This window comes from Pseudomonas gingeri (genome assembly GCF_013386115.1).
Lineage (GTDB): Bacteria > Pseudomonadota > Gammaproteobacteria > Pseudomonadales > Pseudomonadaceae > Aquipseudomonas > Aquipseudomonas gingeri.
The window spans coordinates 170,128-184,153 of sequence record NZ_JACAOR010000019.1; the positions used below are offsets into that span (position 1 = coordinate 170,128).

The window sequence follows — 14,026 nt, forward strand, 5'->3', positions numbered from 1 at the left end:
GAGATTAACGGCTAGCCGTCAACCTGGCTCCATTGCTTGCCCAGGCGCTTGTCCGAGATCGGCACCCTGGTCCCCAGTTGCTGGCCGAACAACGACACCCGGTACTCTTCCAGCCACCAGCGGTACAGCTCCAGTTGCGGATCGCGCCTGCCTTCCTGGGCATGCTTGGCCGCACGGGTCTGGTACTGGTTCCACAGCCCCGCCAGTTCGGTACTCCAGACCCGGTCTTTCTGTACCTGGCCGGGCAACTTCTCCAGGCGCAATTCGATGGCCTTGAGGTAGCGCGGCAGCTCCTTGAGCCAGGCTCCCGGGGTTTCCCGGACAAATCCCGGATAGACCAGCTGGCTCAGTTGCTGCTTGATGTCATTGAGCGCAACGGCCTGGGCCAGGTCGATCTTGCCCTTGAAGCGCTTCTGCAAACCGTGCCAGAGCTTGAGGATCTCCAGGGTCAGGCGTGCCAGGCGTTCGGCATGTTCGGTCCAGCCGCCACGCTTGCGCTCGGCCAGGGACGCCAGGCCGGCACCGTCGCGGGGCAGCGGGTCTTCCCCTTCGAGGACACAGCTGTCGAGGCTCGCCAGCAGGATGTCTTCCACCAGCGCCTCGATGCGCCCCAGTTCGCGATACAACAGGCCCAGTTCGGTCAGGCCCGGCAGCTTGCCGCGCAGGAACTTCGCCGACTCCGCCAGTTGCTGCATGAGCAACCGCTGCAAGGCGCGGCGATGCTGGTACTCGGCCTCAGCCGGCGTGGAGAACCGCCCTTCCTTGACGGTGCCGCCCTCCTCCACCAGCGCCGGGTAGACCGTCATCGACAGCCCGGCGATCTTCTGCTGGGTGGTCTCGGCAACGGCGGCGAAGACCTTGGCCTCCACCGGCTGCTGGCTCTTCGCGGTCTGCGGTACGGCCAACGCGGCCTGGCTGGCCTGGGCAAATCGCGCCGTCAGTTCCGCCAGGTCGCGGCCTTCGCCGAGGAACTTGCCCTGGGCATCGACCACTTCCAGGTTCATCTTCAGATGGCTTTCCACCTGCTGCGCCGCTTCGGCCCAGGCTTCGTCGCTGACCCGCGCCCCGGTCATGCGCAGCAATTCGCGTCCCAGCGCCTGGGGCAGCGAGCCCTGGGCGAACTCGATCCGTTGCAGCGCCGCCTTGACGAAGTCCGGCACCGGCACGAAGTTCTTGCGCAGGGCCTTGGGCAGGTTGCGTACCAGGGCGATGCACTTGGCCTCGATCACGCCGGGCACCAGCCATTCCAGGCGTTCGGCGGGCAAGACCGGCAACAGCGGCGCCGGCACGCGCAGGGTCACGCCGTCACGGGGATGGTTGGGCTCGAAATGATAACTCAAGGCCAGGGCCAGGTCGCCCAGGTGCAGGGTGTCCGGGTAATGCGCGGCGGTGACTTCACTGGCTTCGCGGGCCAGCACGTCTTCCTCGCGCATGATCAGCAACTGCGGGTCTTTCTGGCTGTGGACCCGGTACCAGCTGTCGAAGGTCGCGGTCTGGTGGATCTCCGCCGGCAGGCGTGCATCGTAGAAGGCGAACAGGGTTTCCTCGTCAGCCAGGATATCCCGGCGCCGGGCCTTGGCCTCCAGTTCGTCGAGCTGTTCGAGCAGACGGGTATTGGCGCTCAGGCAGCGGGCCTTCGACTGGATCTCGCCGCGCACCAGCGCCTCGCGGATAAACAGCTCGCGGGAAGCGACCGGATCGACCGGGCCGAAATGCACCGGACGCCGTCCGACCACGATCAGGCCGAACAGGGTGATCTGCTCGAAAGCCACCACCTGGCCGCGCTTCTTCTCCCAGTGGGGTTCGAAGTGATTCTTCTTGATCAGGTGCCCGGCCAGCGGTTCGATCCAGTCCGGCTCGATCTTGGCGACCATGCGCGCATAGAGCTTGGTGGTTTCCACCAGCTCGGCGGCCATCAGCCATTGCGGACGCTTGCGGCCCAGGCCCGAGGACGGGTGGACCCAAAACCGCCGCTGGCGCGCGCCCAGGTAATCGCCGTCCTCGGTCTTCTGGCCGATCTGGCTGAGCAGCCCGGACAATACCGCCTTGTGCAGTTTGGGATAATCCGCCGGCTCCTTGTTGATGCTCAACTGCAGGTCGCGGCAGATCAGCCCCAACTGCCGGTGCGAATCACGCCACTCGCGCATGCGCAGGTAATTGAGGAAGTTCTTCCGGCACCAGTTGCGCAGGGCACTGGCACCGAGGGCCTGGCGCTGTTCCTCGAACCCGCGCCAGACATTGATCAGGCCGGCGAAATCCGAATCCACGTCCTTCCACTGCGCATGGGCCTGGTCGGCCGCCTGCTGACGCTCGGGCGGCCGCTCGCGCGGGTCCTGCACCGACATGGCACTGGCGACGATCAGCACTTCCTGCAGGCTGCCGAGGGTGGCCGCCTCCAGCAACATGCGGCCCATGCGCGGGTCCACCGGCAGGCGCGCCAACTGCCGACCCAGCGGGGTCAGCTGGTTCTCGCGGGTCACCGCCGACAACTCTTGCAGCAGGTTGAAACCGTCGCTGATGGCCTTGCCATCCGGCGGCTCGATAAACGGGAACGCCGTGATCTCGCCCAGGCGCAGGTGAAGCATCTGCAGGATCACCGCCGCCAGGTTGGTGCGCAGGATCTCCGGATCGGTGAACTCCGGCCGGCCGTTGAAATCCTCTTCGCTGTACAGGCGCACGCAGATCCCCGGCTCGACCCGCCCGCAACGGCCCTTGCGCTGGTTGGCGCTGGCCTGGGAAACCGCCTCGATGGGTAGGCGCTGGACCTTGGCGCGGTAGCTGTAGCGGCTGATGCGGGCGGTGCCGCTGTCGATCACATAGCGGATGCCCGGCACGGTCAGCGAGGTTTCCGCGACGTTGGTCGCCAGCACGACGCGCCGCCCTGGATGGGACTGGAAAATCCGCTGCTGCTCGGCCGGTGACAGCCGTGCATATAAAGGAAGGATTTCGGTGTGCTTGAGCTGGGCCTTGCGCAGCATGTCCGCGGCGTCGCGAATCTCCCGCTCGCCGGGCAGGAACACCAGCACATCGCCCGGGCTCTTGCGTTCGCTGCGCTCGAAGGCGGCGATCTCGTCGAGGGTGGCGAGAATCGCCTGGTCGACCGTCAGGTCGTCCTCGACGCTGTTGCCTTCCTCGTCCTGCTCGGACGTCAACGGGCGATACCAGGTTTCCACGGGGAAAGTCCGGCCGGAGACTTCGACGATCGGTGCGTCGTTGAAGTGCCGGGAAAAGCGCTCCAGGTCGATGGTCGCCGAGGTAATGATGACTTTCAGGTCCGGGCGCCGCGGCAGCAGGGTCTTCAGATAGCCGAGCAGGAAGTCGATGTTCAGGCTGCGCTCGTGGGCTTCGTCGACGATGATCGTGTCGTAGCGTTCGAGGTAGCGGTCATTCTGGGTTTCCGCCAGCAGGATACCGTCGGTCATCAGCTTGATCAGGGTGTTCGAATCGCTCTGGTCCTCGAAGCGCACCTGATAGCCCACCAGCGCCCCCAGCGGGGTCGCCAGTTCGTCGGCCACCCGGCTCGCCACGCTGCGGGCAGCGATCCGGCGGGGCTGGGTGTGGCCGATCAGGCCATGCTGGCCGCGACCGATTTCCAGGCAGATCTTCGGCAACTGGGTGGTTTTGCCCGAGCCGGTTTCGCCGGCGATGATCAGCACCTGGTGCTTGAGCAGCGCGTCCTTGATCTCGTCGCGCTTGGCGGCGATGGGCAGGCTGTCGTCATAACGAATCAGCGGCACGCTCTGGCGCCGCGCCGTGACCTGGGCACAGGACACCTGGACCTTCTCCGCCCACTGCGCCAGCTTCGCCTCATCGGGCTTCTTGCGCAGCTCGTGCAATTGCCGCCGCAACCGGTGGCGGTCGGCAATCATGGCGAGGTCGAGGTTTTTCAGCAGTTGCTCGATAGCAGGCGATTCGTCAGTCATCAGGTGCGCAAGGGTCGTCTATGTATGCAGGGGGCGGATTGTCGCAGATTTGCACAACAGAACACGACCTTGAAAAGCATTGTGGCCGGACCTGGTCCGGCCACGCTCATTCAGTGTCCAGGGTACGACGCCGATACGGGAACACATCGATGACCTTGCCGGCGCGAATCGCCTCCTGCAGCCCCTTCCAGTAATCGGCGTTGTACAACTCGCCGTGCAACTGGTCGAACAACCGGCGCTGCGCCATATCGGCAAAGAGGAACGGCGGAAACTCCTCGGGAAAGACGTCCAGCGGCCCGATGGAATACCAGGGCTCGGAGGCCATCTCGTCTTCCGGGGTGCGCGGCGCGGGGATATGACGAAAGTTGGCCTCAGTCAGGAAGCAGATCTCGTCGTAGTCATAGAACACCACCCGCCCGTGACGGGTCACGCCGAAGTTCTTCAGCAGCATGTCGCCGGGGAATATATTCGCCGCCGCCAGTTGCTTGATCGCCAGGCCATAGTCCTCCAGCGCCTCGCGCACCTGGGCTTCGTTGGCGTTCTCCAGGTAGAGGTTCAGCGGGGTCATGCGGCGCTCGGTCCAGCAATGGCGGATCAGCACCGTCTCGCCTTCGACCTGGACGGTGGATGGCGCCACCTCCAGCAGTTCCTCCAGGCAGGCCGGATCGAACTTGCCCAGGGGAAAACGGAAGTCGGCGAACTCCTGGGTATCGGCCATGCGCCCCACGCGGTCGACACTCTTCACCAGGCGATACTTCTCGATCACCGTCGCCCGGTCGACGTTCTTCGACGGCGAGAAACGGTCCTTGATGATCTTGAACACGGTGTTGAACCCCGGCAGGGTGAACACGCTCATGACCATCCCGCGCACGCCTGGCGCCATGATGAACTGGTCGTCGGTATTGGCCAGGTGATTGATCAGCGCCCGGTAGAACTCGGACTTGCCGTGCTTGTAGAAGCCGATCGAGGTGTACAGCTCGGCGATATGCTTGCCCGGCAGGATGCGCCGCAGAAAACCGACGAACTCCGCCGGCACCGGCACATCGACCATGAAGTAGGAACGCGTGAAGGAAAAGATGATGGAGACATCGGCTTCGTCGGTGATCAGCGCATCGATCTGGATCCCGCGCCCTTCACGGTGCAACAGCGGCACCACCAGCGGCCATTGTTCCTCATGGGTGTAGATGCGCCCCACCAGGTAGGCGCCCTTGTTGCGGTAGAGCACCGAGGAGAACAGTTCGACACTCAGCTCGGGGTCCTTGCAGACCCAGTCCGGCAGGCTTTCGCGCAACTGCGCTTCGAGCCGCCGCAGGTCGCCGGGCAGGTCGGCATAGGCCTCGCTGAAGCTGTAGTCGGCAAAGATCTGTTCGAGCATGCCCGAAAGCTCGCCGAGGGGTCGATAGGTCCGGGTCTGCGCCGCCCGCGCCCGCCGCAGGGACGGCCGGGTGGTGTGGATGAACATGCAGCCGTCGCTGATCAGGTCGTGGCTGAACAGCCCGCAGAAGGTCGAGTTGTACCAGGTTTCCGCCAGTTCATCGTCGAAGCGCAGGTCGATCAGGCTGATGTAGGCGCTTTTCACCAGGGGCCAGAGGTTGACGTCGAGCAACGCCTCGGCATCGAAACCGGCCCGCAGCCGCGCGTTGACCTCGCTGACTTTCTCTTCGTAGAGATTGATCCGCGCCGCCGATGCCGCCTGGGCTTCCTGCCAGCGGGCCGCTTCGAAACGGGCGCGGGCACCGTCGGTGATCTGGCGAAAGTGCTCGCGGTAATTGTCGAAGCCATCGAGGATCATGCGGGCGATATCGGCGGCCGGCCATTGCTGCGGCATAGTCAAACCTCTGCGGGATTGTTCGGACATTATTCTGATCGCGCGTCACTGGAGCTTAGGCTCCGTACGAAAACTCGTCGAGCGGCGATCAGGCGCGCCTGTTTTCAACGCAGCATGATCGTCGCGCAGGACGTTTTCGTACAGGGCCTGGAGGTCAATTATCGCGTTACGCAAACGTTGCCTTGCCCGTGACATCCGGGGACACTTGCCCGCCTACCCTGCCAAGGATGCTTCCCGTGAAACCCGTCGATATCGTGCGCATGTTTAGCCTGGCCGCCGTCTGGGGCGCCAGTTTCCTGTTCATGCGCATCATTGCCCCGGTGCTGGGGGCCTTTCCCACCGCCTTCTTTCGCGTCTCCATCGCCGCCGTCGGACTGCTGGTGATCCTGTCGCTGATGCGCATCAGCTGGGATTTCAAGGGCAAGTTCAAGGTCTGCCTGATGCTCGGCGTGATCAACTCCGGGCTGCCGGCAACGCTCTACTCGGTCGCGGCCCAGGTGTTGCCGGCCGGCTACTCGTCGATCTTCAACGCCACCACGCCACTGATGGGCGTGCTGATCGGCGGCCTGTTCTTCCACGAAAAACTCAGCCTGAACAAGCTGCTGGGGATCTTCCTCGGCCTGTTCGGCGTCGCGGTGCTGACCCGTGCCGGGCCGGTGACCTTCAACCTGGAATTGCTGATGGGCGCGGCGGCGTGCCTGCTGGCAACCACCAGCTATGGCTTCGCCGGTTTTCTCACCCGTCGCTGGCTCGACCACCAGGGCGGCCTGGATCCACGGCTGTCGGCCATGGGCAGCATGTTCGGCGCGACCCTGGTGATCCTGCCGTTCTTCGCCTACAGCGCCATCGCCCACCCGCCGGCCAGCTGGGGTGGAATCAGTGTCTGGGGCTCGCTGCTGGGCCTGGGGCTGGTGTGCACGGCATTCGCCTACATCATGTATTTCAAGCTGATCAGCAGCATCGGCCCGGTCAAGTCGATGACCGTGACCTTCATGATCCCGGCGTTCGGGGTGTTGTGGGGCGCGCTGTTTCTCGATGAGCCGCTGTCGATGGCCCATTTGTATGGCGGGGTGCTGATTGCGGTGGCGTTGTGGCTGGTGTTGAAGCCGGCGGCGGTGGTGAAGGCCGCCACGGTGGGCGAGCGGTAGTTATCGGGTGGTTTAGGTCCCCTTCGCGGGCAAGCCCGCTCCCACAATGTTCGAGCCGTACGCAGGATCTGTGTAGGACCGAAAACTTGTGGGAGCGAGCTTGCCCGCGAAGAGGCCGGCCCAGACGCAGCGGCACCCCGCCACTGCGCCCATCGCCGCCATTCAGGCAGCTTTGCGGAACACGAATACCAACCCGACGATGATCAGCGCCATGCCCAGCATGCTCAGGGCCGCCAGGCGGTTACCGAAGATCAGGTAGTCCATCACCGCTGTCACCGCCGGCACCAGGTAGAACAGGCTGGTGACATTCACCAGGTTGCCCCGCGCGATCAAACGGTACAGCAGCAAGGTCGCCAGCACCGACACCACCAGGCCCATCCACAGTACCGGGACGACGAAGCCGACACCGGTTTCAAAGTGGAACGGCTGGAACGGCACGAAGATCCCGCACAACAACAAGCCGGCCAGGTATTGCACCGGCAGCGTGCCCAAGGGATTGTCGGTGATGCGTTTCTGCATGATCGAGCCGAAGGTCATGCTCGCCAGCGCCAGCAGGCCGAAGAGCATGCCGGCCAGGGACATGCCCGCCAGGCCGATGCCCTGGTACACCACCAGGATCAGCCCCGCCAGCCCGAGCCCGAGCCCGAACATCCGGCTCCAGGAGCGCCGCCGCTCCATCAGTACCGCGGTGAGAATCGGCTGCACGCCCATGATCGTCGCCATGACGCCGGGAGTGACCTTCAGGTCCAGCGCCAGCAGGTAGAAGATCTGGTAGGCGCCCAGCAACACCATGCCCGTCACCGCGGCGTACAGCATCGGCTTGCCACCCCGGGGCAGCTTGAACTTGAGCAGCGGGATCAACAGCAACAGCCCCAGCAGGGCAATGGAAAAACGGATCAGCAGAAAGGCGAACGGCGAAGCATGGGCCAGGCCCCACTTGGAGAAGATCGCCCCGCTGCTCCAGAGCAGCACAAACAGACTCGTCGAAGCCGCCGCGGTCGCGGATTGTTTCGAAATGACCAACATGGATACCACCTGTGATTCAGGCAAATGCCAACTCAGCTGGGAAGCTGAAGATTCAGTAGGTTTTTTTCAGGCAGGCAGGGGGCGACAGCAACGGTTGCTGATCAGACCCGGATGCCAACGCCCGGCGGTGATACGACTACGTACACCGGCGTGCTACTGACAGGTGGTGGGTAATGACTGATCTGCACAGGCTGCTGGTTCCCGCACGGCACTACGCCAGCGTTGACCGCTGAATCGACTACCGCGTTGATGGGGGAAGCTGGCATGCGCAGGTCTTCTTCGAAAGAGGATAAACGGTGGATCAGGCGATGCACCGAGCGCTGACTATAACCAGCGCCCGACACAGATTGCAACAGGTCAGCCGAACAACCAGTAACCCAGCAATGTCAGGACCACCACCGCCAGTACCGGACGCATGATGCGGTAGGCCTTGGGATGCTTGCGCTTCCACTGCTTGACCACGCCACTGAAGCGATCACTGAAGTTCTTGCTCCAGGCGTAGGCCTGGTTGATGCCGCCGACGCGCTCGTCATCGAGGTTCTGCGGCGCGGTGGCGCGTCCCAGCAGGCCGCTGACCCAGCGGTTGATCGAGGTCATCAGGCGGTTGCTCAACGGCCGCTCGATATCGCAGAACAGGATCACCCGGGTCTGCTCGGTTTCGTTCTTGACCCAGTGCACATAGGTCTCGTCGAACATCACGTCCTGGCCGTCGCGCCAGGCGTAGACCTGGCCGTCGACGAAAATCCGGCAGTCGTCGGAGTTCGGCGTCGACAGGCCCAGGTGGTAGCGCAGCGAGCCGGCGAACGGGTCGCGGTGCGGGTTCAGGTGGCTGCCACCGGGCAACAGGGCGAACATCGCCCCCTTGACGTTGGGGATGCTGCTGACCAGCGCCACGGTTTTCGGGCAGAGCAGCTCGGCCGAGGGCAGCGGCTTGTCGTACCACTTCAGGTAGAAACGCTTCCAGCCCTTCTTGAAGAACGAACCAAAACCGGCATCGTTGTTCTTCTCGGCGGCACGGATATAGCCCTCGTCGAACAGGTGCATGGCCTCTTCGCGAATCACTTCCCAGTTGTCCTTGAGCACATCCAGCTCGGGAAACTTGCTGCGGTCCAGGTACGGTTTGGACGGCACGGCGGAAAACAGGTACATCAGGGCGTTGTACGGGGCGAACAGCGCGGAATGGTTGACGAACTGGCGCAGCACCGGCAAACGCGCCTTGCCGCGCAGATGCACGTAAAGCGTACTGCCGAGGAACAGCAGCAACACGGCGGCCTTGGCGGCAAAGGAAAAGGTCATTCAGCACTCCTTGAAAATGGGCAACGTCCGGGCAAGGTGATATTCACCCGACGTGGCAGCCGGCCATGATAAACATTACCGGCCTCGGGAAAAACCCATCGGCCCGCACATTCCGCATGACCGGTCGCGCAACACAGCCTTTATGTAGCACGTCCCGCCTGAACCGGGACTGATGCAAGTCAGTCCCGCGGGCGCCGCCCGTGGCGGTTTACTGCTGGATCTCCTGGTCGGTGAACAGATCGCTGAAGAGCATGCTCGACAGATAGCGCTCGCCGGAGTCCGGTAGCACCACGACAATGGTCTTGCCCTGCATTTCCGGGGTTTCCGCCAGGCGTACGGCCACGGCCATGGCCGCGCCACAGGAAATGCCGCAGAGGATCCCCTCCTCCTGCATCAGCCGCAGGGCCATGGCCTTGGATTCGTCGTCCGTGACCAGCTCGACCCGGTCGACCAGCGAGAGATCGAGGTTCTTCGGCACGAAACCGGCGCCGATGCCCTGGATCTTGTGGGGCGACGGCTTGACCTCCTGTCCGGCCAGGGTCTGGGTGATCACCGGCGACGATACCGGTTCCACCGCCACCGACAGGATCGGCTTGCCCTGGGTCAGCTTGATATAGCGCGACACACCGCTGATGGTGCCGCCGGTGCCCACGCCCGCCACCAGCACATCGACCGCGCCATCGGTGTCATTCCAGATTTCCGGGCCGGTGGTTTTCTCGTGGATCGCCGGGTTGGCCGGGTTGTCGAACTGCGCCGGCATGAAGTACCGGGCCGGATCGCCGTTGACGATCTCGGCGGCCTTCTCGATCGCGCCTTTCATGCCCTTGGCCGGCTCGGTCAGCACCAGTTCGGCCCCCAGGGCCTTGAGCACCTTGCGCCGCTCGATGCTCATGGACGAGGGCATGGTCAGCAGCAGCTTGTAGCCGCGGGCGGCGGCGACAAAGGCCAGGCCGATCCCGGTATTGCCCGAGGTCGGCTCGACGATGGTCATGCCCGGCTTGAGCCGGCCGCTGCTTTCGGCGTCCCAGATCATGTTCGCGCCGATCCGGCACTTCACCGAATACCCCGGGTTGCGCCCTTCGATCTTGGCCAGGATGGTCACACCGCGAGGGGCGATGCGGTTGATCTGAACCAGGGGCGTATTACCGATGGAATGGGCGTTGTCGGCGAAAATACGGCTCATGACGGGGTCCTTTGGGCAACGGTGAGTTGGCTTTCAAGGGTATGCCCCGGGATGTCGGGCGTCCAGTCATGGCGAACGTATAGCGCTGCCGGGGGTCCATCGCCTATAGACAGCCTTCGGGGCACGCCGATGAAACGTCGTTACAGCTGGCCGTTGTGGAGCCTGGCAGGCCTGGTCCTGCTGCTGGTGGTGCTGGACCTGGCCCTGCCTTACCTGGTGCGCCACTACCTGAATGAAAAACTCGCGGACATGGGCGATTACCGTGGCCAGGTGACCGATGTCGACCTGGCCTTGTGGCGCGGCGCCTATCGGATCAACGGGCTGCAGATCGTCAAGGTCAGCGGCAAGGTGCCCGTACCCTTCGTCAAGGCGCCGCTGATCGATCTGTCGGTCAGCTGGAAATCCCTGTGGGACAACCACGCGGTGGTGGCCGAGGTGCAGTTCGTCAAGCCGGAGCTGAACTTCGTCGACGGTGGCGCCAATAACCGCCAGGCGTCCCAGACCGGCCAGGGCACCGACTGGCGGGCACAGCTGGGCAAGCTGCTGCCCATCACCCTCAACGAGGTGCGGATCGACGACGGGCGCATCACCTTCCGCAACTTCAACTCGCAGCCGGCGGTCAACCTGCAGGCCACGCAGGTCAATGCCAGCCTCTACAACCTGACCAATGTGGTCGACCTCGAAGGCCGCCGCGATGCCCGTTTCGAAGGCAAGGCCCAATTGTTCGGCCAGGCGCCCCTGCAGACCAGCGCCACCTTCGACCCGCTGAGCAACTTCGAGGACTTCGAGTTCCGCCTGCGGGCCACCGGCATCGAGTTACGGCGTGTCAACGATTTCGCCTCGGCCTACGGCAAGTTCGATTTCAACGGCGGCAGCGGTGATGTCGTGATCGAGGCCCAGGCCCGCAAGGGCCAGCTCACCGGCTATATCAAGCCGCTGTTGCACGATGTCGAGGTGTTCGACTGGCAACAGGACGTCGAGAACCAGAACAAGAGCATCCTGCGTTCGGTATGGGAAGCCATTGTCGGGGCCAGCGAAACCGTGCTGAAAAACCAGAAGAAAAACCAGTTCGCCACCCGGGTTGAACTCAGCGGCAACGTTCACCAGCAAGATATCAGCGCGTTCCAGGCGTTTTTGCAGATATTGCGCAACGGTTTCATCCAGGCCTTCAATGCCCGCTATGAACAGCCCAAACCGTCCAGCGATCCGAAGAGCTGACCGGGTCAGGATGTGACGCTCCATTCAGAGACTGAATAAGCCGTCTGCGTTCACACTCGACCGGGCACCGCGTTATAGTCGGGCATGGGATTTTCCCGCCGCCCTGTCCGCCAGGCCGGCGTTACCGTTCGAGGAATGACAGATGAAGTTCGAAGGCACCCAGGCCTACGTCGCCACCGATGATCTGAAGCTGGCCGTCAACGCCGCAATTACCCTGGAGCGTCCGCTGCTGGTCAAGGGCGAGCCCGGGACCGGCAAGACCATGCTCGCCGAGCAATTGGCCGAGTCCTTCGGCGCCAAGCTGATCACCTGGCACATCAAGTCCACCACCAAGGCCCACCAGGGCCTCTACGAGTACGACGCGGTCAGCCGCCTGCGCGACTCGCAGCTGGGCGTGGACAAGGTCCACGACGTGCGCAACTACCTGAAGAAGGGCAAGCTCTGGGAAGCCTTCGAATCCGATGAACGGGTGATCCTGCTGATCGACGAGATCGACAAGGCCGACATCGAGTTCCCCAACGACCTGCTGCAAGAACTCGACAAGATGGAGTTCTACGTCTACGAGATCGATGAAACCATCAAGGCCAGGAAGCGCCCGATCATCATCATTACTTCCAACAATGAAAAGGAACTGCCGGACGCCTTCCTGCGCCGCTGCTTCTTCCATTACATCGCGTTCCCGGATCGCAACACGCTGCAGAAGATCGTCGACGTGCATTACCCGGACATCAAGAAAGACCTGGTCAGCGAAGCCCTCGATGTATTCTTCGACGTGCGCAAGGTGCCGGGCCTGAAGAAGAAGCCTTCGACCTCGGAACTGGTGGACTGGTTGAAACTGCTGATGGCCGACAACATCGGCGAAGCGGTCCTGCGCGAGCGCGATCCGACCAAGGCCATCCCGCCACTGGCCGGTGCCCTGGTGAAGAACGAGCAGGACGTGCAACTGCTCGAACGCCTGGCCTTCATGAGCCGTCGTGGCACCCGCTAGGCTCTGTCCGAAAGCTGCCTGCGCGTCGATCAGGCTGCGTTAAAAACAGGCTCGGAATGCTCATTTAGCGGGCTAAAGTCGAGCGCGACCCCAGCCGTTCCTCGCCTGTTTTTGCCTTGCCTGATCGTCGCTCGGCGAGCTTTCAAACAGACCCTCCAGTTTATCCGAGGCGATTGCCATGCTGCTCAACCTGTTCAATGAAATGCGCGCGGCCAAGGTTCCGGTTTCGGTGCGTGAATTGCTCGACCTGATCAACGCGCTGAAACAGCGCGTGACCTTCGCCGACATGGACGAGTTCTACTATCTGGCCCGGGCGATCCTGGTCAAGGACGAACGCCATTTCGACAAGTTCGACCGGGCATTCGGCGCCTATTTCAACGGCCTGGAAAAACTCGACGATCACCTGCAGGCGCTGATTCCCGAAGACTGGTTGCGCAAGGAATTCGAACGTTCGCTGAGCGACGAAGAACGCGCGCAGATCCAGTCCCTCGGCGGCCTCGACAAGCTGATCGAGGAGTTCAAGAAACGCCTGGAAGAACAGAAGGAACGTCACGCCGGTGGCAACAAGTGGGTCGGCACCGGCGGCACCAGCCCGTTCGGCTCCGGCGGCTTCAATCCGGAAGGCATCCGCGTCGGCGATGCCGGCAAGCGCCAGGGCAAGGCGGTCAAGGTCTGGGACCAGCGCGAGTACAAGAACCTCGACGACCAGGTCGAACTGGGCACGCGCAATATCAAGGTGGCCCTGCGCCGCCTGCGCAAGTTCGCCCGCCAGGGCGCGGCGGAAGAGCTGGATATCGATGGCACCATCGACCACACCGCCCGCGACGCCGGCCTGCTGAACATCCAGATGCGCCCGGAGCGGCGCAACACCATCAAGCTGTTGCTGCTGTTCGATATCGGCGGCTCGATGGATGCCCATGTGAAGATCTGCGAGGAGCTGTTCTCGGCCTGCAAGACCGAGTTCAAGCACCTGGAGTACTTCTACTTCCACAATTTCGTTTATGAATCGGTGTGGAAGAACAACCTGCGCCGGGGTTCGGAGCGGACCTCGACCCAGGACCTGCTGCACAAGTACGGCGCCGACTACAAGGTGATCTTTGTCGGTGACGCGGCGATGGCCCCGTATGAAATCACCCAGGCCGGCGGCAGCGTCGAGCACTGGAACGAAGAACCGGGTTATGTGTGGATGCAGCGGTTCATGGAGAAGTACAAGAAGCTTATCTGGATCAACCCGTATCCGAAGGATACCTGGGGTTATACGGCATCGACCAATATCGTCCGGGACCTGATCGAGGACCAGATGTACCCGCTGACCCTGCGCGGGCTGGAAGAAGGGATGCGGTTTCTTTCCAAATGATGGGGGCCTTCGCGGGCCTCTTCGCGGGCAAGCCCGCTTGATCGTTCCCACGCTCCGCG

9 protein-coding genes are annotated in these 14,026 nt (G+C 63.1%); 4 read left to right on the forward strand and 5 right to left on the reverse strand.

What is annotated here, in order from left to right:
* Positions 1–11: 11 nt before the first annotated feature.
* The gene (gene hrpA / locus HX881_RS32130; protein WP_177088588.1) at positions 12–3,923 is read right to left on the reverse strand and encodes an ATP-dependent RNA helicase HrpA; all 3,912 of its coding nucleotides are present in this window, start codon (positions 3,921–3,923) and stop codon (positions 12–14) included.
* 106 nt (positions 3,924–4,029) lie between these two features.
* On the reverse strand, positions 4,030–5,751 hold the full coding sequence (gene aceK, locus HX881_RS32135; RefSeq protein ID WP_177088590.1) for a bifunctional isocitrate dehydrogenase kinase/phosphatase: 1,722 nt from the start codon (positions 5,749–5,751) through the stop codon (positions 4,030–4,032).
* 236 nt (positions 5,752–5,987) lie between these two features.
* On the opposite strand from aceK, the gene HX881_RS32140 reads away from it, so the two are divergent.
* Positions 5,988–6,899 carry an EamA family transporter gene (locus HX881_RS32140; RefSeq protein WP_177088592.1) on the forward strand — a complete coding sequence of 304 codons (912 nt, stop codon included), beginning with the start codon at positions 5,988–5,990 and terminating at the stop codon, positions 6,897–6,899.
* 162 nt (positions 6,900–7,061) lie between these two features.
* Here HX881_RS32140 and HX881_RS32145 read toward each other — a convergent pair whose 3' ends face one another.
* The 3 genes from HX881_RS32145 to cysK all read right to left on the reverse strand — a co-directional run bounded on the left by HX881_RS32145 (position 7,062) and on the right by cysK (position 10,404).
* Complete coding sequence (locus HX881_RS32145) at positions 7,062–7,925, reverse strand: DMT family transporter (RefSeq protein WP_177088594.1); 864 nt, start codon at positions 7,923–7,925, stop codon at positions 7,062–7,064.
* Between the two features lie 357 nt (positions 7,926–8,282).
* Complete coding sequence (locus tag HX881_RS32150) at positions 8,283–9,221, reverse strand: aspartyl/asparaginyl beta-hydroxylase domain-containing protein (RefSeq protein ID WP_017124538.1); 939 nt, start codon at positions 9,219–9,221, stop codon at positions 8,283–8,285.
* Between the two features lie 208 nt (positions 9,222–9,429).
* Positions 9,430–10,404, reverse strand: a complete 975-nt coding sequence (cysK, locus tag HX881_RS32155) for a cysteine synthase A (protein WP_177088596.1) — start codon at positions 10,402–10,404, stop codon at positions 9,430–9,432.
* Between the two features lie 129 nt (positions 10,405–10,533).
* On the opposite strand from cysK, the gene HX881_RS32160 reads away from it, so the two are divergent.
* From HX881_RS32160 to HX881_RS32170, 3 genes are all read left to right on the forward strand, one after another.
* Complete coding sequence (locus HX881_RS32160) at positions 10,534–11,622, forward strand: DUF748 domain-containing protein (protein WP_177088598.1); 1,089 nt, start codon at positions 10,534–10,536, stop codon at positions 11,620–11,622.
* Between the two features lie 142 nt (positions 11,623–11,764).
* The gene (locus HX881_RS32165; protein WP_017124541.1) at positions 11,765–12,610 is read left to right on the forward strand and encodes an AAA family ATPase; all 846 of its coding nucleotides are present in this window, start codon (positions 11,765–11,767) and stop codon (positions 12,608–12,610) included.
* Between the two features lie 178 nt (positions 12,611–12,788).
* Entirely contained in the window at positions 12,789–13,967 is a 1,179-nt protein-coding gene (locus HX881_RS32170; protein ID WP_177088600.1) for a vWA domain-containing protein, read from the forward strand.
* Positions 13,968–14,026 lie beyond the last annotated feature (59 nt).